Source organism: Streptomyces sp. VTCC 41912, from assembly GCF_045799175.1.
GTDB lineage: Bacteria > Actinomycetota > Actinomycetes > Streptomycetales > Streptomycetaceae > Streptomyces > Streptomyces albulus_C.
Map to the genome: position 1 here is coordinate 25,652 of NZ_JBJMAB010000042.1, position 23,582 is coordinate 49,233.

Consider the following 23,582-nt stretch of genomic DNA (forward strand, 5'->3'; position numbering starts at 1 on the left):
TCCGCAGCCGGCTACCAAAGCGAGTCCGACGGCCGTCGCGAGGGTTCTGCGCAGAATTCTGGTCATGCCGCCACGCCCGAATTCAAAAACAAACTCACTCGGATGTAACGCCCCATGAGTTCCGATTCGACTGGATATATTTGTACAGCTCTGACTTGAATACCCGCCATGTCCTCTTTGGGCCAACTTGGAAGGCGGGTATGTGTCCTTGACTCAGCCACTTCACCACCGTCCCCACCTCCACGCGGAGCGCGTCGGCCACTTCCCTGGGGGTCATAACCTCCGGATATCCCGTCAGCCGGTCGCCGCAGTCGCCGAACTCGTACACCCACACTCTCCCCCTGGCGCTCTCAATGGAGATCGCACGGTATCAACGGCTATTCCCGCCCGTTCGATTTTTTTAGTTGCTCAGCGCGACTGGGAAGGTACTGTAATCGTCCGCGATCACGGGTTTTGTGGTTGCGGAGAAAGGAACGGGGATGGGGGACGAAAGAGTCGATCTGTGGGTTACCCCGCAACCGGCCGTGCCGCCACAGGATCACCAGCCGACGCCAGCGCCGCCGGCACCCCGTCAGACGTCCGCGGCTCAGCGCCAGTTGTCCGTGCAGGTCCCGCAGCAGCAACTCGGCACCCTCCCGATGCCCCCTACTCCAGGGGTGATCTGGTGGGCGCTCGGCGTGCACGGCGGCGCCGGCGTCTCGACGCTCCTGCGCACCGTCGGCGGCGGCGGCGACGCGCTTCGCCGATGGCCGGACATCCACGGTGCGGTCGCCGGCGTGCACGTAGTGCTCGTGGCCCGCGCGGATGCGCACGGGCTGGCCTGCGCGCAGGCCGCGCTTCAGGAGTGGCATACGGGCATGGCCCCGGCCAGTACGAACATCGTCGGCCTGGTGCTCATGGCCGACGCTCCCACCAAGGCGCCCCGCAGCGTGCGTGACCGCGTTCGTGTGCTGACCGGCGCGGTGGACAACAGCTGGGAGGTGCCCTGGGTCGAGGAGTGGCGCGAGGGTGGCCGCCCGGCCAGGCGCGTCAAGGCGCTCGGCGCGCTGGAAGAGACCCTGCGCCAACTGCCGCCTCCTCAGATCACCCTGGCGCTGCCGCCCGGTCCGGCGTCGCACCAGGCGCCCGGGCCGGCGCAGCCGATGCGTGCGGGCACCCACTACCAACAGCAGCCGATGACACCCGGCGGACGGCCCGGGCCCACCGGTCCCGTGGGGCCGGCCATGCCTCCCCCTGATCCACGCACTCGGCTCGACCTGCATCACCCAACGGAGGGAACACGTTGAACACGAGAATCCTGCTGGCCATCGGCGAATGCCCGCCCGGGGCCTGCAGCAAGATCCAGACCATCGGCAACTGGATCACCTGGGTCGCGGCCTGGGCGGCCGGCGTGGCGTTCGTGATCTCCGGCGCGATCCTGTGCTGGGCCTACTTCTCCGGCCACGGATCGAGTCGCGCCATGAAGGCCCTGGGCGGCGCCTGCGTCGGCAGCATCATCATCTCCGCCGCATCCACGCTGGCCAACGCACTGATGAAGTGATCCGAACCTAGGGGGGACGCCATATGGCGAAGCGCACCACCGGTGATGAAGACGGCGGCAACCGGCTCTTCATCGCATCCGCCGCAATCATCCTCATCGTCGTCCTGCTGGGGGTCTTCGTCGTCGTCACCTCGGGCGACGACAAGGACAACGCAGCCGGGCCGCAGCCGACCGGCAGCAGTACCCCGACGTCCGGCGCCCAAAGCGGGGCCGGCGACGGTCAACCTCCGGCCCCGGACGGCAACGGCTGCACGCCGACCGATACGAACAAGTCCGTGCCGACCACGGCACCCGACGATGTCACCTGGGACCTGGTCAACACCGTGGCGCTGCCGCGCTCCAAGAGCGCGGGCCCGCTGAAGATCGACGGCAAGACGGCCAGCTGCTACGCGCACACCCCCCGCGGGGCGCTCATGGCCGCCGCGAACGGGTTCTACCGCTCGATCCTGGTCGCTCCGGACGTCGCCCCGCTGCGGGCCCAGGCCCTGCCCGGCCCCGCCCGGGACGCCCTGGAGCAGCAGCTGAAGAAGGTCAACCAGCCCGTCCAGAGCGGTCAGATGGCGCAGATCGCCGGGTTCAGGATCGTGTCGTACACCGATGCCACCACCGTGGTCTCCCTCGTCAACGGGTCGGAGACCGCCCACTCACTGAAGTCCTCCGACATCACCGTGCAGTGGTCGGGCGGGGACTGGAAGATCGTGCCGCCGCCCACCGGCGGCCTGAACACCCCCGGCATTCAGCTCACCAGCCTCGACGGCTACATCCGGTTCGGGGGTGTGTAGTGCCCGACTTCGGCCTGTGCGACATCCCTCCCGCCTCCTGGGGCTGTGACGGGGCTTCGGCAGTCGTTGGCAACACCATCGGCAACTGGATGGAGGACGCCCTCCGTTCCCTCGCCGCGGGATTGGGCAAGGTGGTGCAGTCGATCACCTCGCTGTGGCTGAAGGTTTCCACTCCCGGCGTCTCACCCACGGGCAAACCAGGCGAGACGATCACCGGAGCCACTTCCGTCGCCTCCTGGCTGGACACCCACGTCATGTGGCTGTCCTCCGCGCTGACCGCGATCTGCCTGGTCATCGCGGGGGCGAAGATGGCCTACTCGCTGCGCGGCAGCGGCGAGGAGATGCGTACCGTCCTGCAGGGCATGGTCAAGCTCGTCTTGATCAACGGGATGTTCATTCCCGGTGTCCAGATCTGCATCGAGATCGGCGACTCCTACACCAACTGGATCATCGACCAGTCCCTGGGCGGCAACGCCGACGAGAAGCTGGGCGCGGCCGCCCTGTCCATCACGGGCCTGTCCAGCTCGCTCGGTGGGCCGGGCGTGCCGCTGCTGCTGGTGCTCTTCGCGTGTGTCTTCTCGCTGCTGCAGCTCATCATCATGTTCTTCCGCGCGGCCGTCCTGGTGCTGCTGGCCGGCACCGTGTCCATCCCGGCCGCCACCAGCCTGACGGGCATGGGGTCACGCTGGCTATCGCGTTGGCTGTCGTGGACGCTGGCGTTCCTCGCCCTGAAGCCGGCGGCGGCCACCGTCTATGCGGCCGCGTACCGGCTGATGGGCTCCGGCCTGACTCAGGACCTCAGCAGCGGCATCACCGGCTTCGTGCTGCTGTCCGCTGCGGTCGTCGTACTGCCGGCCCTGCTCCGGCTGCTGCAGCCGGCGGGCGTCGCCCTGACCGGCGGCGGCTCGATCGGAGGCGGCGCTGCCGCCGTTGAGCGCCTCTCCAGCACCGACACCAGCAGCGGCCCGTCCGGGTCGACGTCGTCCGGCATCTCCGCCCAGTCGTCGCCCGCCGCCGACGGGGCCCCCACGGGCGCCTCGAACGTGGGCCTGAGCAAGTCCGCGCCGTCCGGCGGCGTCTCCGACGGCGGATCGCTCGGCAGCAGCACGTCCTCCACCGGAACCAGCGCGGCCACCACCGGCACCGCCACGGCCACCACCGGCACGGCAACAGCGGGAACGGCCACCGCGGGCACCAGCACGGCGGCCGCCGGTACCGCAGGCCCCGTCGGCGTCGGCATCGCCATCGGCGCGCAGGCCGTCAAGGCCGGCAAGGACAAGGTCCTCGAAGGGTTCGAGGACGCCACCGAAGGGGGTGGGCCCAGTGGCTCCTGAATCCGAAACGCTGCGGACGTACGGCAACTGGCGCCGCCCCCGTCCGCCCGGCCTGGGCGGCCTGGGGCTCGTCCCGACCGGCGTGCTGTTCCTCTTCCTCGCCGTCGCCGGCACCGCGGCTCCGCTGAACCTCTGGATCGCGGCCGTCACGGTCTTCGTCGGCGCCATCGTCCTCGTGCCCCTGGCCGTGCGCGACCGCTACGGCCGCCACATGGGCACCCTGCTCTACTCGCGCCTGTCCTGGATCCGAGGCGTGATGAAAGGTCAACACGTGTACCGCTCTGGCGTGCTGTCGAAGGTTCCCGGCGGCAAGTCGCTGCTGCCGGGCCTGGCGATGGCCTCCGACATGTACGAGGCAACCGACGGCCTCGGCCGCGCCTTCGGCCTGATCCACTACCACCAGGTCGAGCACTTCGCGGTGACCCTGTCCTGCAGCGCTCAGGGCGGCAGCCTCGTCGACCAGGGCGACATCGACACGTGGGTCGCCAACTGGGGCGGCTTCATGCAGTCCATGGGCGGCGAGCCGAATCTGGTCGGCTTCCAGGTGGTCGTCGAGGTCGCCCCCGACTCCGGTGAGAAGCTCCACACCGAGATCGCCTACCAGCGTTCGCAGGCGGCCTCCCCGCTCGCGCAGCAGGTGATGGAGGACATCTCCCGCACCTATCCGTCCGGGTCACCGACCATCCACACCTACGTCACCTTCGTCTACGACGCCGCCTCCTCGATCGGCCGCAAGACCAGGACGCCGGCGGAGATGGCCGTGGAGATCGGCCGCCGGCTGCCCTCGCTGACCAACCGGCTGGCCGCCACCGGCGCCGGCGCGGCCAGCCCGCTGTCGGCGACGGAACTGGCCGAGGTTGTGCGCACCGCCTACGAACCAGGGGTGGCCCAGCTCATCGACCAGGCGCGGGCCGCGGGCACCGACTCGGGACTCACCTGGTCCCAGGCCGGGCCCACCCTGCACATCACAAAGCCGAAGTCGTATTGGCACGACGGGGCGATGAGCGTCACGTGGATGATGGGCGAAGCACCCCGCGGGGAGGTGTTCTCCGACGTCCTGCGGTCGCTGCTGTCCTCGCACGGCGACATCGACCGCAAGCGGGTGGCGCTCATCTACCGGCCGCACTCGCCAGCCGAGGCGGCCGCCATCGCCGACCGCGACTTCCGCGCGGCGCGCAGCCGCACGGAGACGTCCCGCAACGGGCAGGCCCGGGCGGAGGCCGAGTACTCCGCGGCCGCCAAGACCCGGCAAGAGGAAGCGCGCGGAGCGGGCCTGACCCTGTTCGGACTCGTCGTCACGGCCACCGTGCACGATGAAGGCGAGGAGGCGCATCGGATGCTGGCTGCGCAGACCGCGGTGGACAGCCTCTCGGCACCGGCCCGGATCGCCCTGCGCTACGCCTGGGGGAGTCAGGACGCCGCGTTCCTGGCCGCGCTGCCGATCGGCGTGATCCTGCCGGAACACATCGCCCTGCAGCTGCCGAAGACACTGAAGTAACGAGGGGGTGCGCCGTGGCTCGGCGTTCGAAGAAGACTGAGGAAGAGGCCGGGCTGGCGGTGCGCGGCCGCAACTGGGGTCTGCCGGCCCGCATCGGTGCCCGCGGGATGTACGGCCCGGCCGGTGGTCGCACGTCCTACCTGGACCTGCCCACCGAGTACCGGGGCACCAGCCGGCAGGTCTGCGGCTTGTGGCCGTTCGTGGTCGGTGCCAGCACGCCCATGATGGGCGTCCCGCTCGGGCGCAACCTGGTGACGGGCGCGACCCTGTGCTGCGACCCGATCAGCTGGTTCGAACGTGCCGGTCTGATCGCCAACCCGTCGATGTTCACGCTGGCCAAACCGGGCCTGGGCAAGTCCACGGTGAACCGGCGCATGATCGTCGGCCTGGACTTCCGCGGGACCGTCTCCCTGGTCCCGGGGGACACCAAGGGCGAGTACACGGACTTGATCCGAGCCTTGGGCGGGCAGGTCATCCAACTCGGGCGAGGGATGGGTTCACTCAACCCGCTCGACTTGGGGGAGATGGGCGCGGCCGCGCAGCGGCTGACCGGCACCGCCCGCCGCCGGCTGCTGGACGAAGCGACCGGCCGGCGCTCGACCATGGTGGCGGCGCTGGTCTCCATCGTCCGTAAGGCGCCGATCACGGGTGATGAGGAGGCGCTGCTGGGCAAGGCCATCGAGCTGCTCGACGACGTCGACCTGGGCCGACCGGCCCTGCTCGCTGACCTGGTGACGCTTTTGAAGGACGGTCCCGACACGCTGCGGTCGATGACGCTGGCCGACAGCGAGGAGCAGTACCGGCAGGCGGTGAAGCCGCTGTTGAAGTCGCTGATGAGCCTGGTCGAGGGCACGCTGGCGTCCACCTTCAACCGGCAGACGAGCCACCGGCTGTCGCTGGACCGGCCGGTGTCGATCGACCTGTCGTCCATCCCCGCGTCCGAGAAGACGCTGGAGGGCGCGGTGCTGCTGACGTGCTGGGCCGAGGCGTTCGCCACGATCGAGGCCAATGACCGGCTCACCGACGCCGGCCTCGCCCCGCGCCGGAACTTCTTCCTCGTGCTCGATGAGTTGTGGCGGATCCTGAGGGCCGGCGTGGGCCTGGTCGACCGAGTCGACGAACTCACGCGCCTCAACCGCCAGATCGGCATCGGGCAGTCGATGACCACGCACTCCACCGATGACCTGCTCTCCCTGCCCAACCCCGAGGACAGAAGCAAGGCCAAGGGTTTTGTCGAGCGATCCGGGATGGTGTTCCTCGGTGGTCTGCCCCGTGCCGAGATGGACGCCCTGAACAAGATCGTGCCGTTGTCCTCGCGAGAGCGTGAGCTGATCGTCGAGTGGTCGATTCCACCGAGCATCGACGTGCGGACCGGCCAGGAGATGCCCCCGCCCGGCCGAGGCAAGTTCTTGGTCAAGGCCGGTGCAAATGCGGGCATTCCGATCCAGACGGCGCTGACGCCGGCGGAGATCAGGCTCAACGACACCAACCAGAAGTGGGCCAACCGGATCCAGGAGACCGGCGGCGCCCAGGGCCTCGATGTGGAGGGGGCTGGCCGATGAACCGTGGCGGTGAGCGCACCACACCGGGCCAGATCGCCGCCGCGGTGGCGATCGGCTGCGGCCTGCTGGTGGTCGCGGCCGCCTACCTGGCCCTGACCGCCGCGCAATGGTGGGCCACTGGGGCCTGGGAGTTCACCGCCCCGGTCACGCCGCTGCTGGGGCTGGTGACCGGAGAGTGGAGGTGGACGTCGGCGGCCACCGTCTTCGCGCTCATCGAGGCGGCCGCCGCCGCGGTGGTTGGCATCCTGGTAGCCCGCATCGTGCGGCGCCGGTGGCGCGCTGGCGTGTCCACCCAGGCGACGGATGAAGCGGCCCGCCGGATGTCGACGCGTCGCGATCACGTCGCGCTGAGGGCCGAGGTCGAGCGGACCGCGCGGCGACTGCAGATCGAGAACGCAGAACCCGGAATCTGCGTGGGGCGCTCGGTCACCACCGGTCAGCGGGTCTACGCCCCGTGGGAGTTCCTGCATCTGACGATCGCCGGCCCCGGCCGTCACAAGACCGTCGCCCAGGTCGTGCCGGCCATCCTGCGTGCTCCCGGCGCCTGCATGACCTCGACCAACAAGGATGACGTCGTCAAGCTCACTCGCCTCGGCCGCTCCTTCAAGGGCGAGACCTGGGTATTCGACCCCCAGGAGATCGTCGGGGAGGACCCCAGCTGGTGGTGGAACCCTCTGCGGCAGGTCAGGAAGCTCTCCGACGCCGAAGAGCTGATGGGCGTCCTGGCCGATGGCAACTCCGACGCCGAACAGCGGGCGAAGGCGGACGGGTTCTTCGACCCCAAGGGCAAGAGCGTGTTGGCATGGTGCCTGCTGGCCGCCGCGTTGGATGGCCAGCAGATCACCGTCGTCTACGAGTGGCTGACGGACTCCCAGAACACCGACCCTGACGACATCCTGCGTGCTCACGGCGCGACGGTCGCCGCAGTTGGCCTGCAGGGCATGCGCCGACTCCCGGAGAAGACCCGTGAGAGCGTCTTCGCGACGGCGGAGGTGTTCGTGGGGTGGCTCACCAACCCCGACATCACGCGCTGGGTGACCTGCCCTTCCGAGCAGTTGCACAGCCGGCCGGAGTTCCGGCCCGAGGACTTTGTCACCTCCACCGACACCCTGTACCTGCTCTCGCGAAAAGGCGCCGGCTCGGCCGCCCCGCTGACCACCGCGTTGTCGGCCGCCGTACTGAACACCGCGGACCGAGCGGCCGACCGCGCACCGGGCAGCCGGCTCAATCCGCCGCTCGTCGCACCGCTCGACGAGGTCGCCAACACCGTGCGCTGGCGCCAGCTGCCGGACCTCTACACCTACTACCGCAGCAAGGGCATCGTCGTCATGGCCTGGCTGCAGACCTGGGGCCAGGGCGTCGAGGCGTTCGGCGAGCACGGGATGGACACCCTCTGGGACGCCGCGGCCTGCAAGACCTACGGCGGCGGCCTGTCCGATACCTCCGTGCTGCTGAAGCGGGTCAGCGACCTGGTCGGCGAGTGGGACGCCCCGCAGATCACCCGCTCCAGCGACCAGCGGTCCCTCGTCGGGGCCCAGCAGACCTCCGAGGGAACTCGGGAGAAGGCGATTCTGCCGGTCTCGGAACTCGGCCGACTCGCGCCACGGCGCATGGTCGTGATGATGCAAGGCGTCGGGCCGATGATGATCGAGGCGGAGCCGTACTGGGAAAGCGACCTGGCGCAGCTGGTCGCGGACAGCAAGCGGCTGTACGGCGAGCCGACGCCGCCCCCGGCCGGCGACGCCGAGGATGACGGCGGCATTTCGCTGGAGAAGAACTCGTGAGCCGGCTGACGCTGGAGGGACTGGAAGACCAGCTCGACGAGCTGGTGATGCTGGTCTCGGCGGTGGCCGAGGACGGCATGGAGCGCAGTGACCGTCTGGGCAAGGCGGTTGGCCAACTGCGCGAGCAGCTGCAGGAAGTCGTCGACCAGCTGGCGGCCGCCGAGGCTGAGGACGTTGGCGACGAAGAACCCCCGCACCCTGCCAGCTGGACCGATCGGGCTGCCCCCGAGGAGTGGGCGGCTCTCGCGGACTGGGTCGACTGGCTGCAGGGGCACTACGAAATCAGCGGTGACCTGCGCGTCCTACCGTGCTGGCCCCATCACAAGGGAGCAGTCGACGAACTGGCCGCCCTCCACGGATCGTGGAAGGCCGCGATGCTGGCCGACCACAAGTCGAAAGGAGTCGGCGACGCCGCGGTCTACTGGCACGACCGGTACCTCGACGAGAGCCTGCGGCGGGCCTGTAGACGCATCAACCGGTCGTGCCTCAACGGTCACACCGCGCCGAAGCCGGTAGCAACAACCGACCGTGGCGCCCTGCCGCCGGTGACCGAGTCCTCGCCCGTGGCGCAGCCGGAATGAGAACTGCCCAAGCCCGTTCTACGGGCTTGGGCAGAGACGTGCGCGCCGGCGACCGGTCAGCGCTCTTGTCCCCGGTCCTGATCCTGCTGGCGTTTCTCGTCGCGCTCGCGCTGCGGGGAGGGCCCCGTTTCCTTCTCCCTGCTGGCGGCCGGCTTACCGCGCCCGGCAGCACCGGAGTTCCCCTGATCGTCTCGCTCGGCAGGCGTCGCAGCGGCACGCCCCTGGAGCGTCGAGCGCAGCGTGTCGAGTTTGCTCTGAACGCCGGCGCTCCGTCCGTCCGCATCAGCGACGTGGCTTGGCTGATCGCGATCCGCTGAGACTCGCGGTGCGGCCTGCGTTGGCTCCTCCCTGACCGGCGGCGCGACATCACGGCGCGGTGCGTGCTTGAAGTGCTCGTCGATCGCGTCGGGGTGGACCAGCGGCAGTGCCTTGTCATCGAGGCGATCGAGATGCTCCCGCTGATGCGGGGGTGCCTCGGCCAGACGCTCCTCCTGGCCCTTCATGAAGGCCAGGGTTTCCTCGATCGTCAGCGAGCGGTTGCTGTTGATGGCCTCGACCGCGGCCTCGTACGAACTGCCGCGCTCAGCCGCGGTACCGTCCGGCTGGGCCGTGCGGTCCGCTTCGGGGGCGCCGGTTCGCTGCTCGTGACGTTCGCGGGCCGCTGCGAACGCCTCCCGGATGCGGTCCTCTTCTCCGCGTGCTTGAGGCGAGAGTTCGACTCGACGCTGCTGTTCCTGCTGGCCCTCCGGTGAGTTCAGGAGTTGCTCGTCTCCACGCATCTGCATGGGCAGGGAGGCCACGTCGTGGTCGGCCAGGACAGCCAGCACCGGCTCGGCGGCCTCGTGTCGCAGCCGCACGGAGCTGTCCGGGTCCGGGTCTGCCATCGGCGCGATGGCCTCGGCGTCCCGAGCGAGACTGTGCAGAACGGGCCGGCTGGCGTCGTTCACCTCTCCTCGGGCAGCCATCTCCACCACGACCGACGTGCGCAGATCGAGCCACTGCTCGGCCTCTCCGGCGGGGAAGGGGCGCGCTCGCTCCTCCTCCAGGGCCTGCACCGCGCCGGGTTCCCGCAGCAGGTTCCCGTCGGGGCCCCGCTCGCTGACGTAGAGATCAGCGCCGGTGCGGTTGGTGATGACGACGCGCTGGACGGCGGGGCTGGCCTCCGCGGCGGCCACAGTCTCGGGGACCTTGCTGTAGGCCAGGTTCTGCAATTCCGGCGGCGTCCAGCGGCCTCCCTCAAGGAAGCGGCTTACCGCGTCGAGTCGGCTGCGCTCCTCACGGACCGCCAAGGCGACTACCTCCACCTGGACGTCATGCTGCGCGAACCGCTCGGCGGTGCCCAGCGTCATGGCCGGATCGCGAAACACCCCCTCCAGGACCAGGCTGTGCCCCTCGTTGAGAGCGTGGTCGATGCTCATCCGGACCCAGGCGCCAGAAGCCTGCGCGGTGGCGGTCTCCCTCGTCTGCGCGTCGGCCTCAAGCAGTTCGGCGTACCGAGGGTGGAAGGGGCGCAGCTCGTCGCCGGTGAGCGGGACCAGGTGCCTATCGGCATGGCGCTGCTGGGTGGCAGCCATGGCCTGGCTCTTCCCGGCCGCGGGCTGCCCGCCCAACAGTACGAGGACGGGCTGGGCCTGTGGCTCATACCCGGAGAAGACGAATTCCTTGACGCGTTGCTCGAAGCGTTCTTCGAGCTGTTCCTCGGTTAAGTAGAACTCGCTCGGGTCGGTCACTCGGCCGCCTTCAGCACGTCCAGCTCCGCAGTCCAGCGGGTGAGCTGTGCGAGGATCTGCTCCCGATCGTGGGCAGGGATGGCCCGCTTGGTGTCACGGACCTGCAGTGCCTTGCTCCACCACTGCTCTCGCTCGGCCGGCTCGGTGGCGTTGTCGGACAGTCGCGTGTACCAGGCGATGAGGTCGCCGGACCGCTCCGTGAAGATGTCGTAGACGACGGCTGTCGGAGTGTTCTGGTGCTCACTCATTGGTGTCCCCCTCTGGGTGTTGACGGTTTCTATTGTGAGATGCGTGCGTGCGCGCAGTCCGGTTCTTTTCCTGCGGGCAGGCGCTGAAGGGCGGTTACGTCTCGGCGCGCAGGGCGGCGGCGCGGGCCGGTCCGCCTACTGCTCGGCTTCGGCGCGGAGCTGGGCGGCCACGATGCGGGCCTCGGATGCCTGGATGACTGCTTCGGGGCGGCCCTCCTCGACGGCGATGCGGTCGAGGAGCGCGGCCTTGCGTTCGGTGAGGCGGGCGCGGGCGGCGGGGTCGGGCGGGGTGTGCATGTCGCGGTAGAGGTGTTTGAGGGCGTCAAGGACTTGGACCATCTCTTCGGCCAGGGTGAGAGCGGGCAGGTGGCCGGTGACCGGGTGGTCGGTGTCCTGTTCTTCGGGGACGTGGATGCGAGCCCAGGCATCGAGATCGCGGCCGGTGCGCGTGGGGGCGTAGGCGGCCTCGGGAAGACGCTGGGCGCGCACGCCGCCCTCCGGGGCCGGGTAGAACGGCTCCTGTAGAGCGAGGTCCCACTCGGCAACCGCCTGCTTGTACTTCGCATGGGCGGACTGCCTCGTGATCTCAAGCCTCTCGCCGACCGTCTCCCAGCTCGTGTGCTTCTGGCGCTCGTAGACGACGGCGCGCACCAGCACCTCTTGGGCCTGGGCGACGAGGTCGAGGGCGTCGCTGACCGCTTCTCCAGGGTGGGCCCACATGTCGCGGGTGGTGGGGACGCCGGCGGTGGCTCGGTCGGCAAGCTCGCGCAGTTCAGCGGCGAGCGCGAGGCGGGCAAGGGCGGTGCGGCTGTAGGCGAAGCGGTCATCCGGGTCGTGCTGCGTCTCCATCATGTTGTCAGTCTAGGACTGACAACATGCATTTGTCAGCCCTAAGCTGACACTGCCTGGAATCCATTCCAGGCGGGGGCGGAAACGGTCGTTTTAGCCCCCGCGAGCCGATCCAATCCAACAAGTCACCCAGAAGGGTGGAAATCGGGCGCTAGAACGGTCTGCGATCCATTGGAATCCGTTCCGTACTTGCGCCCCCCCTTTTCGCCCCCCTAGAGTGGTGAACGGACGCCGACGCCGCCCCGGCGCGGCCGAACCGAGGGGGAACCCCGTGACCTTCCCGCGCTACAAGCTCGTGCCCGGCCCGATCGACGTGGACGTGTTCGGCTGGGAGCTGACCGGCGACCGCCCGAGCGGCGAGCACATCACCGAGTGCCACGAGAGCTTCCACCCGCACGACCACACCGCCGACGTCGAGGCCGCCCTCCAGTGGGCCAACGGCGTCATCGGCACCAAGCAGGTCTGGACGCACGTCACCGACCGCGGCTTCGACCACTGGGAGGCCGGCGCCCTCACCGACGCCGACGACCCGGTGGACCCGGAGCCGACCCCGGCCTCCATCCGCGCCCTGATCTCCGAGGCCGACGTCCTCCAGGAGCGCATCCGTGCCGTCGAGCGGGCCCTGCGGAGCACGGAGGAGACCCGGCACAGCGGCTTCCGCCTGGACGACGCCGCCGGACGCCTGGCCGACGTGAGCCGGGCCCTGGAGGAGACCGCCAGCGACCTCGCCCGGGTCCGCGCCGTGCGCGACGGCTCGGTGTGCGCCGTGCCGTGGGGGGTCTGCCCCGACCACGGCAACACGCTGCGCGGGACCGGTGGCCGCACCTGGTGCACCGACCCCGGGTGCGCCCGGACGTGGAACTACGACCGTCTCGGCTCGCCGTGCGGGGAGCCGCTGACCCACGAGGTCACCGACGCGACCGGGGAGTCCTTCCGGACCTGCGCCGGTCACGCGAAGGACGCCGCCGAACGCCTCGTCGGCGGCACCGTCACCCCGCTCTAGGAGCCCGCCGTGCCGCACCTGGACGACCACCGCACCGACCCGGCCGCCGTGGACAGCCCGCTGTCCCTGGAGCAGATCCGGGCGGGCCTGGCCCACCACGAGGCCGCGCACGCGGTCGTCGCCGCCGTGCTCGGCGTCCCGTGCACCCGCGTCCGCGTGATGCGGGTCGTACGGGAGACAGGCGCCGGGTGGACCGGGGCGACCTCGTACGAGAACGCGCCCGTCTCCGCGTACGGCCTGGCGCTGATCGCCGCCGCCGGGGAGCACGGCGAGCTGCACCACCTGGAGGCCGCCGGGCTGCTGACCGGGGCGACCGCTCGCACGGCCTGCGCCGCCCACGACCGGGACACCGCGATCAGCGCCGCCGCCTCCCTGGGCTTCACCATCACGCTCGACGGGCCCCCGCCCGCCGACCCCGACGCCGGGGCGACCTGGACCGAGGTCAGCGAGGAAGCCCGCGGCCTGGTCGCAGAGCAGTGGCCCGCCGTGCACGCCGTGGCCGCCGCGCTGCTGGCCGCGCCCGACCTCACCATCACCGGCGACGACGTCGCCGCCCTTGTCGCCGCACACCGACGCTGACCCACCGAAGGAGTTCCACCGTGGCCGACCGCCTGTACCTGCGGCACTCGACGGACTCGCAGACCGACGCCCGGCAGCGGCACGCCCTGGCGGCGCTGCTCGCCGCCGGCGCCCCGGCCTACGAGGACCCGGCGACTTCCAGCCGCGTCCTGTCGCTGCACCGCACCGGATTCAAGGAGCTGCTCGACGCCGCCGCCGTCGGCGACACGATCCGCATCGCGGACGCGGCCCGCCTGTTCCGGTCGGTGGCGGACATCATCGCCCTGCGGCCGGTGCTGATCCGGCGCGGGCTGCACCTGCGGGTGGAGTCGGGGCTGCTGTCCGGGATCGACCTCGCCTCGGACGACCCGGGCACCAAGATGATGGTCTCCGTGCTCGCGGCCGTGTTGGAGTTCCAGCGCGACATGATCAGCGAAAACACGAAGGAGGGCGTCGCCGCGGCCGAGGCGAGCGGGAAGACGCTCGGGCGTCCGGCCGCGCTCGACGAGGGCGAGGTGGTCGAGCTGGTGGAGGCGTACCGCGAGGGGACCGCCGTGAAGGCCCTCGCCCGGCAGTACGACATCGCCCCGAAGACCGTGCGGCGGGTCCTCGATGCCGCCGGGGCCCGCGACATGCCCAACGACTTGTCGGAACTGCTCGACAGCGGCGACCAGGACGACGTCGCCGACGGCCAGGAGCAGGCGCCCGCCGATCCGGTCGCGGTGGTCGACGTGCCCGGCCTGGTCGCCGAGCACCTGGTCGACGTCGCCGACGACGCGGTCCGCCAGGCGCTCGACGCTGGCCAGACGATCCGCCGGGGGCAGGGCTACCTCGTCCGGGTCACCGCGCCGGTCAGCGTGCACGCGGCGATGGTCGAGCACTCCGCGGCCGCGCTGGTGCAGTCGCCCGCCGGCCGCAAGGCCCACCGCATCCACTCCGATCGCGTGACGTCCGCTCAGATCACGCCCTGAGTGTCGGTGTTGTTCGCTACAGTCGGGTCTGCGGTCGCTTGACCGTGGGCCCGGCTCGTGGCCCGGTGCGGACGGCCCAGACCGGACGCGTTCTACCGAAGGTCCTCGGGGCCGAGCCACCTTCACCGCTTCGCCTTCGCTGGTCTCGCTCTTGAGCGGCCGGTGAGTCTGGGATCACCGCAGCCGCGGAACGAGAGCTTGAGATGCCGAAGATGGCCGCGAAGAAGAAGAAGCTCGCCGTCCTCAAGGACTGGCTGGGCATTAAGCACGCCTGCGCCATCGCGCTCCTGGACCACCCGGACGCCGACGAGCGCGAGACGCTGGAGCGGTACCTGGAGGAGTACGTCGACATCAACACGTACCGCGAGGCGGTCGACTACCTCCGGCAGCAGCAGAACGACCCCGCCAACCAGGTCATGTGCCGGACCTGCGGGTGGACGTACGGGATGGTCTGCCCCGAGTGCGCCAAGGGCTGCGGGTGCGAGTACCAGTGCAGCGGCTGGCGGCACGAGGAGATGCGGGCGGCGACCGGCGACTACGACGCGGACGACGACCCGTACGGCTGCCCGGAGTGCGGCGCCGGCGGCGGCGGCGACCCGTACGGCGAGTGCTGCTGCTACGAGGACGATGCGGCGTGAACGTCCGCGACGTCGAGGCCGTCATCGCGGCGAGCGGGTACGAGCGGCACGGCAGGCCGTACGGGGGCAGCGCCTTCCGCGCGTGCACCTGCCCGAAGGTCGGTTGCGGGGCCGTCGCCAGCGGCAGCGAGCGCCAGGACTGCCCCGAGCACCGTCTCAACCCGGTGCAGCTTTGGCACTGGTCGGCGGAGTGCCCGCAGGTCCTCGCCGGCGCGCGCACTGCGATCGGGCGGGGCCTGGCCGTCTTCCCGCTGCCGATCGGCGGCCGGGTCCCCGAACCGGGGTGGCAACGCCAGGCCACCCTGCTGCCCGAGCGGCTGCCCGAGTTGCTCGCCGCGCGGGGGGTCGGCATCGGCTGTCGGGCCTCCCACGTCGTCGCCCTGGACCTCGATGTACACGGCGACGACGACGGCCCCGGCGTCCTCGCCGCCCTGGCCGACCGGCTCGGGGAGACGGTGCCCGAGACCTTCACCGTGGCCACGCCGTCCGGGGGCCGGCACCTGTACTTCCGCGTGTCGACGGACTGCACGATCGGCAGCTTCTCCGGCGTGCGGTCGCCGCTCGGGCCCGGGATCGACGTCCGCGGCCCCGGCCGCCGTCGCGGCGGTTACCTGGTCGGCCCCGGCTCTATCGTCGACGGCCTGCCGTACCTCATCCTCCGCGACGTACCCGTAGCCCCTCTGCCCGACTGGATCGGCCAGCGCCTCCAGGCGCACCGGTAGGAGGTGCCCGTGGTCCCCGAACTCATCGAGCGCATGGCCGCCTGCAACGACTGCAGGAAGCTCGCTGTCAGCTACGGCATGAACCTGATCGGCTCCCGGCGCCCCGGTGCGGATCCGCGCGACTGGGAGTTGCCCCTCACCTCGACCCGGCTCCACTTGGACGACCACCTGATCACCGCGCACGCCGCGTGGCTGCCCGACCGGCAGCCGAACTGCGACATCTGCGGAGCCTGGCGCGAGGACCACACCATCGGCCCGATCCACGAGGCCGAGGCGCTGCACCGGGCCTGGCACCTGAGCGCGCCGTTGCGAGAGGTCTGCACCCCCGGCAACCACGAACTGACCCAACTCATGTGAGGTCGGCCGCACGACGCGAGCCGGGAGCTGTAGTGCCCCGCCGACGACCGCAGTACGTACCCACCGGGGCCCGGACTTCACCATCCGGGCCCCGGCGCATGTCTCCCCCCGCGGCGGTTTGCACAGCTAAGGCCGGCCACCGTAAGGGCCGTCCCTAGCACCCTGCGCAGCTCCCATTCAAGCGTCCGCGAACCCCTGGGGTACGCGACCCTTCCAGCGATTCGCAGACGCCGACTGCAGAGAAAACCCCAGTTCAAGAGTCATTGTGCACGCTCAATTCTGACGACCCATCAGCAATGGGAGTGAAATTCGCGAAACCTCGAACACGTCGTGGATGTGCGGCAGTCTCCTCCTCAACCGGGGGCGCCACCGGACCCGACCAGCGCACTTGCGGGGCTAACACCCCGCCGGTCCAAGGTCACGCCATCCACTCACCGCGTGTCCCATCCGGCACGCCCAAAGCAAGGAACAACCATGGCTATTACGACCCCTCGAAGCACTCGTGGGCCCCGCGGGCGCCGCCCCCGTCTGCCGGCCGGCGTCACCGGCGCCCTCGGCGGGGGCATCGGCAGTGGAGCGCTTGCAATCGCCGGCGCCCCCTGGTGGGGCATCGCCCTGTGCGGCATCGTGTGCGCGGCGGTCGCGGCAGTATCTGGGGCCTTGCCGCAGGAGTCCGAACACCGCCGCGACTTCTTCCGGGACTTCTTCCGGCACCGCGAGCGCATGGCACGACTCCGGCGATAACCGATCAGCTCGCCGTGCGCCACATCCAACGAATGAGCCGCTGGATCCGTCGGTCGCCGACTGACCTGGAGGAACGGGGGGGGTGCGGGTGCACGGTGGCCAATCAGCCGATGAGCGTGCGCAGTGCTGGGATGCTGACGCCGGCCGCAGGCAGCTGATGTCTCGGCCTCGACCGCCGAGCGTGGATAGCTGTGAGTCCCGCCCGATCGGTCGGGACCCATTGTGTTTGTGAGGTGTCAGGTAACGCGTCCGCCGGTTCCGAGGGTCCGTCGGGGTTTCGGCGACGGCGGTTGTGTTCCCAGCACGCCTCGGATCCGTAGATCGTCGAGATCTGGGAGGTCGATTCCGGGCAGGGCTGCGAGGAGATCGGCCTCGGCGGCGCGGATCCGCGCCGCTGCCTGGGGGCCGGCGCCGAGGGCGCGGCGAGCGGTCGTCACGTGGTCATCGTCCCTCATCTGGCCCACAGCGGCGGCCTATGCCTCGACAATGGGTAGATGACGATTGACCGCTCGGGCATTCCCAGCACACGTGAGCTTGTGATCCGCGGTATGGCGGTGGCTGATGAAGCGGAGCGTCTGTATCCCCTGGTGGGGCAGCAGGGGAGTGTCGAGGATCGGCTTGCGCATCACGAGCGGCGTGTGGAGTTCTATCGTGTGGCGGTGGCCGCCGACATCCCCGAGGCCGAGGCCGAACTCGCCTACCACCGGGGGGTGCTTGTGGAGCTTCGTGCTGAGGCAGGACTCTCCGTCGGCGACGAAAACGACTGAGGGCCCGGTATCTACCGGGCCCTCAGTGCTTGATCTGGCGGTCAGCCGGTGGCGGGGTGAGCGATCAACGTTTGGTGGTCGGTCTGGTTGAGGGCGACGCCGGTGTACTCGTTGACGGCGGACGGTGCGACGCCGGGGGTACTGCGGTCGGCGCCGGTTTTGGCGTCCAGGGCGACGGGGCCGTTGCTGGTGGTGCCGTAGACCACGCCGTGCCAGGCGGCCGTCACGGTGGGGGCGACTCGGTTGGCGCCCTGCTCCGGCAGGGTCCACAGCTGCTTGCCAGTCTCGGCGTCCAAGGCGAGCGTGCGGGGTTCGTCGGTCTGGCAGATGGTGATCGAGGCGTCGTCGTATTGGCAGGTCAGTCCGAACAGTTCGCCGGTGAGGTCGGCGGCCTTGCTGCCGTCGGGCTTGAGCAGGGTGCCGATGGTGTCGCCGCTGTTGTAGTCGCGGCCGGTGATGGCGATGAGGTGCGGGCCGGCGGTATGCGCGGTCATCTCGTATCCGTCGAGCTTCGTCCACGTCTGCTTGCCGTCGTGGTTGATGTCGAGGCCGATGACCTGTTGACGGACGCCGTCCTTGCTGGTGATGGCCACGGCAGTGTCGCCGATGACGGCGGCCGCGCCGGCGTCGTCGTTGTGCCAGGTGGCCCGACGGGTGCCCAGGTCGACAGCGTAGGTGGCGCCGCGTCCGCTGATCGCGCTGATAACAGCTGTGGTCTTCGTCGCGGCGACCACGCGGACCTGGGCCTCGCGCTGGACCCCCGAGGCAGGCAGGTCGACGGTCCACGCCGTCTTGTTGGTCGTGGTGTCGATGGCGTCCAGCTCGACGCCGGCCCGGCTGGGCGTGGTGCCCTTGCCGGGGAATTCCACGAGGAAGGCCGCGAGCACCAGCTTGTTGTCCTGCGTCACGACGGGGGCGCTGGCCTCCGCGTCGGGGGCAGCGAGCGGCTTGTGGCGCGGCCGTACCGTCGCCGTCGGCGCGCCTGTGCCGGTGTCGAGGACCTGGAGGTGGTCGGCGGTCGCGATGTATGCGCTGGTCCCGTGCAGCGCGAGCGGCAACGGCTTGGCGACGGTCCCGGCCCTGGTGATGCTTCCGTGGCCGGCGGCCTCGGGGAGTGGGGCACCCTGGGTGGCGAACCGCTGCGGCGGGTCGTAGCTCTGGCGTGGTGGAGCACTGGCGGACGGCTTCTTCGGGTTGTGGTCGGCCCCTGGCTCCGCGGTTCCGCCGCACCCAGCCACCAACACCAACGTGGCCGTGGCCGTGGCTGACAGTGCAGAGACCTTCAGGATCGAGCGCATTCGAGACGTTCCTCCATTGTCCGGGGCCTGGTCGCCCTGCAGAACCTACGTGCGGCGGCGGGCAGGCTCAGCTGCTCCGAGGAATTGGCGGGATCGACATCAGCGCTCGGGGCCGCTGCGGCCGCGGTCGTCGCGCTGCTGGCGCTCGCGTTCCTCGCGTTCGTGACGGGCGGTTTCCTGGCGGTTTTCCTCATGCCCGGTGTCCCGTTGCGAGTTCGCGGGCCGACCTTCTGCGGACTGGTCGGGGGTGGTTACGTGCTCTTCGCGGCCGCGGTCGAGGCGCGCTCGGATGTCGGCCATCGCTCGGCGCCGGGCGTCGTGACGCTCACCCACGCTGTTGCCCTGTTCGGTCTCTGGCTCCTGATCCGGGCGGTCGGCCAGAGCTGCTCCGCGGGCGGCGGCGGCCTCGGTTGCGCGGGTGCGGCGGCCGGTTGCGGCGACCTGCTCGTGCAGGTCATCCCACGCGGCCGCGTCCTGCTGATCGTTGGGGCGCGGCCCGATACCGGGCTCAAGGGCACGGGTCTGGTGACGAGTGCGCCATGCGTCGGCAAGCGCTGCGGTGCGCTCCCAGGTCTCCCGCAGTTCCGTTCCCTGGGGCGGCACCGGACCCAGGGAACGTGTCCATGCGGGCGGATCCGCAGCCAGCTCCCGACCGGTCTGGGCAAGGCGGTCGGCGAGGATGTGCCGGCGGTCGGACAGGTGGGTGCGCCACGCCTCGGGGGTGTGCTCGTCGCGCTCGATGTCGCGCGGGGCGAGCCATTGCGGCACCGACTCGCCGTGATCCGGCACGGCCTTGGCAGGGTCCGGTAGCAGTGTGCGTAGCCTCTGCTCTGCCCGGATGCGCTGGTGGATGAAGTCAGCCCGCTGCAGCTGGTCCGCGGCCCGCTCCTGGTCGTGCGGGGCGGCGCGCATCTCGTCGAGCGTGACCTCCACTGGCTGGCGGGAGGTGTGCGAGTGACTGGTAGCTGGCTCGCGTTGCCAGTCCTCGCGGGACCGGTCGAGCCGGCTCATGGAGGCCCGGAGGCTTTGCTCTGCGCGCAACTTGTGCAGGTCCTCGGCCGCCTCCCGTGCAACATCCCGATCGCCTTCAATGGCGGCGATTCGGCCGGCACGTCGAGCCTGGGCGATGGCGTCGGAAAGCTGCCGGCGGGTCAGGTCTCCATGCCTCCGGCCGGGCCATGCTGGGTGCGGCAGGCCGTCGACCACGACTGGCTTGGGCTGGCCAGCCAGGTGTGCGTCGGCCCGCCGTAGGTCGTCCAGGGCCGAGCTTCGACGTCCCCCGGCACGGTCGGCGAGACTCTGCAGCTGGGTGTCGGTGAGGTCGGCGAGCGGCCGCGTGGACTGGTGCTTCTCCAGCCGTTCTCGGGTCTCCTGGGCTTCAGTGAGGCGGTGTTCCAGGCGCCAGGACAGGACTGCTGAAGCATCCTCGGCGTCTTCGAAATCCCGCGCGTAGTAGGCGCTGGTGAGGAGCTTCTCAGGGGCGAAGCCGGCCTTTTCGATGTCACGAAGGGCCCGCGGTACGGCGGGCCAAGCGTCCTCTGCGATCAGGTGCTCGGCGGAGGTCCCCAACATGTTGCGGACCAGGCTCTGGTAGCGCAGGTCCGTCGCCCGGTCGTGAACGTCGTGATACTCGGCGGCCAGCTTGCCGATGTTCCATGCTCGGTCCTGCTCGACGCGGATCGTCTCACGCGCGGACAGGGAAGGCTGGGCATTGCGGGCGACGGCGGCAAGGACCTCACGTAGCTTCTCGCCCTTCTCCAGCACGACGTAGAGGCGGTTCGTCAGGCGGCCACGTGTCATCTGAACGTAGGCAGATTCACGAGTGGTGCTGCGGCTGACGAGACCTGATCCAGTGGACACGGTGGCGCCCTGGCCTCGATGGCCGGTGCTCGCGTAGCCGAGTTCTACGTAGCGTTCGGCATAGCTCGCCGGCAGTACTGTCCGGCCCTTGTGGGTGGTGTGTTGTACGACGAGATCGCCGTTCAAGCGGACCTTCTGGACCTCCCATTGGTCGCCGTTCTTGACGAAGTCCCGGCCGGCTCTCAGCGTGTTCTGGCGCGCGTTGCGGCGGGTCACGATGAGATCCCCGCGGTGAGCGTGGAGCCCGTCCCGTAGCGGGGCCTCGCGGCGCATGTCGAGTTCGCCATTGCCTGCACGCCACGCTTGCGCGCGGGCGTTGAGCTGCGTGACGGTGTCGTTGTCGTCGGCCATCATCATGGCCGTGCGGCCTTCGATCTGGTCCTGCTGCCAGTCGACGAAGATGCTGTGGAGCATCTCCTCATGGCTGCCCGCGACGATGCGGTTGTTGTTCAGGTACCAGTCCCATGCTTGCTCGGCCTCGCCGTTGCGCAAGGTCAGCGATGCTGCAGCTTCCTGGGGGTTTTGGAAGCGGTGAACCGTCTCCAGCTCGACCGCTCCGGCCTCGCTCGCGAGTAGCCGCAGGGCGCCGCCGGACTCGACAGATGCCAGCTGGTACGGGTCGCCGACCAGCCGCACGACGGCGCCAGCGGCCGCGGCCTCTTCGACGACACGGGCAAGCCGTCGAGTGCCGGCCATGCCGGCCTCGTCGACCACGATGACGTCGCCCGAATTGAGCTGGAACTCGGGGGCGACGCGCCGGCCAGTGCGGCTTCGTTCTCGGGCACCGAGCCACTCGTGGAGAGTGAAGGACGCCGCGCCGATACCGTCTGAGAGTTCTGCTGCGGCCCGTGCCGATGGGCCCAATCCGACGACGCGGCCACCGTTCTCTCGGACTGCATCGGCCGCGACTCGCATCGAGGTCGTTTTACCGGCACCGGCGGGTCCTATGGCGACGGCGACGAGGCGTTCAGAGGTGGCGAATGATCTGGCCATGGCTCGTTGTCCAGGGTCCAGTGGACGATCGGGATGGGCTTGCTGGTAGGCGTTCTCCACGTGCTCGTAGACGTCCGGGGCAACGGCCGGGATCACATGGGTACGCGCGGCAGCGACCATACGGTCTTCGGCCGCCAGGACCTCGATGCTGGTGTACAGCTCCGTCTCACGATGCCGATAGACGGACGTTCCATCGGCCCTCTGCAACGGCTCAAAGGTTGGGTTGGGATCGGGGGGAGTGATCTCGATCGATCCCGTAGTGAGGGCCTCATGGGTGATGCGCTCGACGAGATCTGCCTCAGGTGTAACGCCTTTGAGTGTTTGGGCTACCCACCGCTGGGCCTCTGCTAGAACTTGCCGTCGACCCCAGACGCTGCGCTCGTCAGAGACGGTTGCCAAGACCTGCCGGGCGGCATTGGTGACGTCGATGTGGTCGGCCGCCTCCCGGCCCGGTCGGACTGTTTGTGCGGCGTCCCTGGCGGTCTGCAGGAGAGTGTCGATACGACGCGTTCCGAATGCGTCGGTGGCCTGCTGACGCCACCGGTCTCGTAGAACAGCGAGAGGCTCGGCCTTCTTTTTGTCCGGCCTTCCGTCCTGTGCTGCCTGCCGCGATATGGCGTACATGGTCTTTGTCGAGGGTTCTCTGCCGTGCGTACGACGGTGCTCTTCGACCAGCTGCTCCATGCGTCGCTTGATGTCGGTTCCACGGGTCGACTGGGACTCGATCAGATCCAGTGGGATGCCGGCAATGCCCATGACGGGGCGCTTGCCGGGGGTGACCTCACGAGCTTCAGCGCGCAGGCCCAGCCGCTCGCAGGTGCGCTCCAGTACGCGGGCGTTGTAGTACTCGCTCGCCGACACGTTCATCGCGTACAGCAGCGTTCCGTCGATCGATCGCCACTTTCCATCGGTGCCCTGGACCTTGTTGGACACGACGACATGGTCGTGGAGCATGGCGTCGCCGTTGCGGTTCTCGAAGTGCCGCCAGCGGGTTGCTACGAGACCATTGGCGACGTCCTCCTGGGCGATGCCGTTGACCCCGGTTCGGGTCATGATCGCGTTCTGCTCCAGCCATGTCAGGGTTTCGCTGATCGCGGCCTGGTGCTCTTCTTCGATGGCGGCTTGGACCTCATGGTCGCCCAGGCTCCACAGGGCGTTGATGCCCGGTTCTGGTTTGAAGACGAGGTCGTATCCGGCGACGGCTTGGTTGCCCTTGGAGTGCTCCTGACCGGAGATCCACTGGCCCAGTTCTTCCTTGCTGGACGGGCCTCTCCCGTGCTCTTCTCGGAAGGTGATGGCGCCTGCTTTGCCTCGCAGCTCGGCGCGCTCACTGGCGTCGGGGTCGCGGTCGTTGAGGCGCTGGAACGTGTCCAGTTCTTCGGCCAGCTTGCGACTGAAAGGCGTCTCAGCCTGGTTGTAGCGGTAGTAGGCGCGTCCGAGCTTTGCAGCTCGTAGGGCCTTCTTCGCGGTGTCTCCATCAGCGATGCGCTCGGCAACGATTCGGTCTCGATCGGGATGTACGCCTTCGCCGTACAGGGCCTTCATCTGAGGTTCCGTCACGACTCCCGAGACACCTAGGGCATCGATACCGGACCCCATCCACACGCCGGGAGGGTTTCCTGAATCCAGGTAATAGTCGCCGAGTTCTTGGCTGGCGGGACGCCGAATATCTGCGGATGCGGTTTCGCGCAGGTAGTAGGTATAGCCGTCCCCAGCGCTGAGCTTGTGGACGGTCATCATGCCGGGCGATCTTACCCGCGCTG

21 protein-coding genes are annotated in these 23,582 nt (G+C 69.6%); 15 read left to right on the top strand and 6 right to left on the bottom strand.

The window, feature by feature from the left end; all coding sequences use genetic code 11:
* Positions 1-94 precede the first annotated feature (94 nt).
* Entirely contained in the window at positions 95-328 is a 234-nt protein-coding gene (locus tag ACJ6WD_RS35440) for a helix-turn-helix domain-containing protein (RefSeq protein ID WP_407617273.1), read from the bottom strand.
* A 328-nt stretch (positions 329-656) separates the two neighbouring features.
* Between ACJ6WD_RS35440 and ACJ6WD_RS35445 the strand changes: the two genes are divergently transcribed.
* The 8 genes from ACJ6WD_RS35445 to ACJ6WD_RS35480 all read left to right on the top strand — a co-directional run bounded on the left by ACJ6WD_RS35445 (position 657) and on the right by ACJ6WD_RS35480 (position 9,081).
* Positions 657-1,286: a hypothetical protein gene (locus ACJ6WD_RS35445; RefSeq protein WP_407617274.1), complete on the top strand. Its 630-nt coding sequence runs from the start codon at positions 657-659 to the stop codon at positions 1,284-1,286.
* Positions 1,283-1,540: a hypothetical protein gene (locus ACJ6WD_RS35450; RefSeq protein WP_407617275.1), complete on the top strand. Its 258-nt coding sequence runs from the start codon at positions 1,283-1,285 to the stop codon at positions 1,538-1,540. The genes ACJ6WD_RS35445 and ACJ6WD_RS35450 overlap by 4 nt, the downstream gene beginning before the upstream one ends.
* A gap of 23 nt (positions 1,541-1,563) precedes the next feature.
* Entirely contained in the window at positions 1,564-2,322 is a 759-nt protein-coding gene (locus ACJ6WD_RS35455) for a hypothetical protein (protein WP_407617276.1), read from the top strand.
* An 89-nt stretch (positions 2,323-2,411) separates the two neighbouring features.
* Positions 2,412-3,656, top strand: coding sequence for a hypothetical protein (locus ACJ6WD_RS35460; RefSeq protein WP_407617277.1), 1,245 nt, complete (start codon positions 2,412-2,414; stop codon positions 3,654-3,656).
* Positions 3,646-5,154: an SCO6880 family protein gene (locus tag ACJ6WD_RS35465; protein ID WP_407617278.1), complete on the top strand. Its 1,509-nt coding sequence runs from the start codon at positions 3,646-3,648 to the stop codon at positions 5,152-5,154. The genes ACJ6WD_RS35460 and ACJ6WD_RS35465 overlap by 11 nt, the downstream gene beginning before the upstream one ends.
* Positions 5,155-5,168: 14 nt before the next feature.
* Positions 5,169-6,716 carry an ATP/GTP-binding protein gene (locus ACJ6WD_RS35470; RefSeq protein WP_407617279.1) on the top strand — a complete coding sequence of 516 codons (1,548 nt, stop codon included), beginning with the start codon at positions 5,169-5,171 and terminating at the stop codon, positions 6,714-6,716.
* On the top strand, positions 6,713-8,500 hold the full coding sequence (locus tag ACJ6WD_RS35475; RefSeq protein ID WP_407617280.1) for a type IV secretory system conjugative DNA transfer family protein: 1,788 nt from the start codon (positions 6,713-6,715) through the stop codon (positions 8,498-8,500). The genes ACJ6WD_RS35470 and ACJ6WD_RS35475 overlap by 4 nt, the downstream gene beginning before the upstream one ends.
* Positions 8,497-9,081 (top strand): hypothetical protein, encoded by a 585-nt coding sequence (locus tag ACJ6WD_RS35480; RefSeq protein ID WP_407617281.1) that lies wholly within the window; start codon positions 8,497-8,499, stop codon positions 9,079-9,081. The genes ACJ6WD_RS35475 and ACJ6WD_RS35480 overlap by 4 nt, the downstream gene beginning before the upstream one ends.
* A 56-nt stretch (positions 9,082-9,137) precedes the next feature.
* Here ACJ6WD_RS35480 and ACJ6WD_RS35485 read toward each other — a convergent pair whose 3' ends face one another.
* The 3 genes from ACJ6WD_RS35485 to ACJ6WD_RS35495 form a co-directional block, all read right to left on the bottom strand.
* Complete coding sequence (locus tag ACJ6WD_RS35485; protein WP_407617282.1) at positions 9,138-10,811, bottom strand: zeta toxin family protein; 1,674 nt, start codon at positions 10,809-10,811, stop codon at positions 9,138-9,140.
* The gene (locus tag ACJ6WD_RS35490; protein WP_407617283.1) at positions 10,808-11,059 is read right to left on the bottom strand and encodes a hypothetical protein; all 252 of its coding nucleotides are present in this window, start codon (positions 11,057-11,059) and stop codon (positions 10,808-10,810) included. The genes ACJ6WD_RS35485 and ACJ6WD_RS35490 overlap by 4 nt, the downstream gene beginning before the upstream one ends.
* 135 nt (positions 11,060-11,194) lie before the next feature.
* Complete coding sequence (locus ACJ6WD_RS35495) at positions 11,195-11,911, bottom strand: hypothetical protein (protein ID WP_407617284.1); 717 nt, start codon at positions 11,909-11,911, stop codon at positions 11,195-11,197.
* Positions 11,912-12,179: 268 nt separating this feature from the next.
* Between ACJ6WD_RS35495 and ACJ6WD_RS35500 the strand changes: the two genes are divergently transcribed.
* The 7 genes from ACJ6WD_RS35500 (at position 12,180) to ACJ6WD_RS35530 (ending at position 17,668) form a co-directional block, all read left to right on the top strand.
* Entirely contained in the window at positions 12,180-12,911 is a 732-nt protein-coding gene (locus ACJ6WD_RS35500) for a hypothetical protein (RefSeq protein WP_407617285.1), read from the top strand.
* Between the two features lie 9 nt (positions 12,912-12,920).
* Positions 12,921-13,490: a hypothetical protein gene (locus ACJ6WD_RS35505; RefSeq protein WP_407617286.1), complete on the top strand. Its 570-nt coding sequence runs from the start codon at positions 12,921-12,923 to the stop codon at positions 13,488-13,490.
* Positions 13,491-13,510: 20 nt separating this feature from the next.
* Positions 13,511-14,440, top strand: a complete 930-nt coding sequence (locus ACJ6WD_RS35510) for a recombinase family protein (RefSeq protein WP_407617287.1) — start codon at positions 13,511-13,513, stop codon at positions 14,438-14,440.
* Positions 14,441-14,643: 203 nt separating this feature from the next.
* Positions 14,644-15,078 (top strand): hypothetical protein, encoded by a 435-nt coding sequence (locus tag ACJ6WD_RS35515; protein WP_407617288.1) that lies wholly within the window; start codon positions 14,644-14,646, stop codon positions 15,076-15,078.
* Positions 15,075-15,800: a bifunctional DNA primase/polymerase gene (locus ACJ6WD_RS35520; protein ID WP_407617289.1), complete on the top strand. Its 726-nt coding sequence runs from the start codon at positions 15,075-15,077 to the stop codon at positions 15,798-15,800. Before ACJ6WD_RS35515 ends, ACJ6WD_RS35520 begins: the two co-directional genes overlap by 4 nt.
* A 9-nt stretch (positions 15,801-15,809) precedes the next feature.
* The gene (locus ACJ6WD_RS35525) at positions 15,810-16,157 is read left to right on the top strand and encodes a hypothetical protein (RefSeq protein ID WP_407617290.1); all 348 of its coding nucleotides are present in this window, start codon (positions 15,810-15,812) and stop codon (positions 16,155-16,157) included.
* 1,238 nt (positions 16,158-17,395) lie between these two features.
* Complete coding sequence (locus ACJ6WD_RS35530; RefSeq protein WP_407617291.1) at positions 17,396-17,668, top strand: hypothetical protein; 273 nt, start codon at positions 17,396-17,398, stop codon at positions 17,666-17,668.
* Between the two features lie 41 nt (positions 17,669-17,709).
* Here the strand turns inward: ACJ6WD_RS35530 and ACJ6WD_RS35535 are convergent, their stop codons facing one another.
* Both ACJ6WD_RS35535 and mobF read right to left on the bottom strand, forming a co-directional pair.
* Positions 17,710-18,966 (bottom strand): PQQ-binding-like beta-propeller repeat protein, encoded by a 1,257-nt coding sequence (locus ACJ6WD_RS35535; RefSeq protein WP_407617292.1) that lies wholly within the window; start codon positions 18,964-18,966, stop codon positions 17,710-17,712.
* Positions 18,967-19,065: 99 nt separating this feature from the next.
* Positions 19,066-23,559, bottom strand: a complete 4,494-nt coding sequence (gene mobF, locus ACJ6WD_RS35540) for a MobF family relaxase (RefSeq protein ID WP_407617293.1) — start codon at positions 23,557-23,559, stop codon at positions 19,066-19,068.
* Positions 23,560-23,582 lie beyond the last annotated feature (23 nt).

What these genes read in the sequence shown, in the direction of transcription:
- ACJ6WD_RS35455 (WP_407617276.1), top strand. Translation starts at nt 1,564, where the DNA reads ATGGCGAAGCGCACCACCGGTGATGAAGACGGCGGCAACCGGCTCTTC.
- ACJ6WD_RS35460 (WP_407617277.1), top strand. Translation starts at nt 2,412, where the DNA reads ATGGAGGACGCCCTCCGTTCCCTCGCCGCGGGATTGGGCAAGGTGGTG.
- ACJ6WD_RS35475 (WP_407617280.1), top strand. Translation starts at nt 6,713, where the DNA reads ATGAACCGTGGCGGTGAGCGCACCACACCGGGCCAGATCGCCGCCGCG.
- ACJ6WD_RS35490 (WP_407617283.1), bottom strand. Translation starts at nt 11,059, where the DNA reads ATGAGTGAGCACCAGAACACTCCGACAGCCGTCGTCTACGACATCTTC.
- ACJ6WD_RS35495 (WP_407617284.1), bottom strand. Translation starts at nt 11,911, where the DNA reads ATGATGGAGACGCAGCACGACCCGGATGACCGCTTCGCCTACAGCCGC.
- ACJ6WD_RS35515 (WP_407617288.1), top strand. Translation starts at nt 14,644, where the DNA reads ATGCCGAAGATGGCCGCGAAGAAGAAGAAGCTCGCCGTCCTCAAGGAC.
- ACJ6WD_RS35530 (WP_407617291.1), top strand. Translation starts at nt 17,396, where the DNA reads ATGACGATTGACCGCTCGGGCATTCCCAGCACACGTGAGCTTGTGATC.
- ACJ6WD_RS35535 (WP_407617292.1), bottom strand. Translation starts at nt 18,966, where the DNA reads ATGCGCTCGATCCTGAAGGTCTCTGCACTGTCAGCCACGGCCACGGCC.
- mobF (WP_407617293.1), bottom strand. Translation starts at nt 23,559, where the DNA reads ATGATGACCGTCCACAAGCTCAGCGCTGGGGACGGCTATACCTACTAC.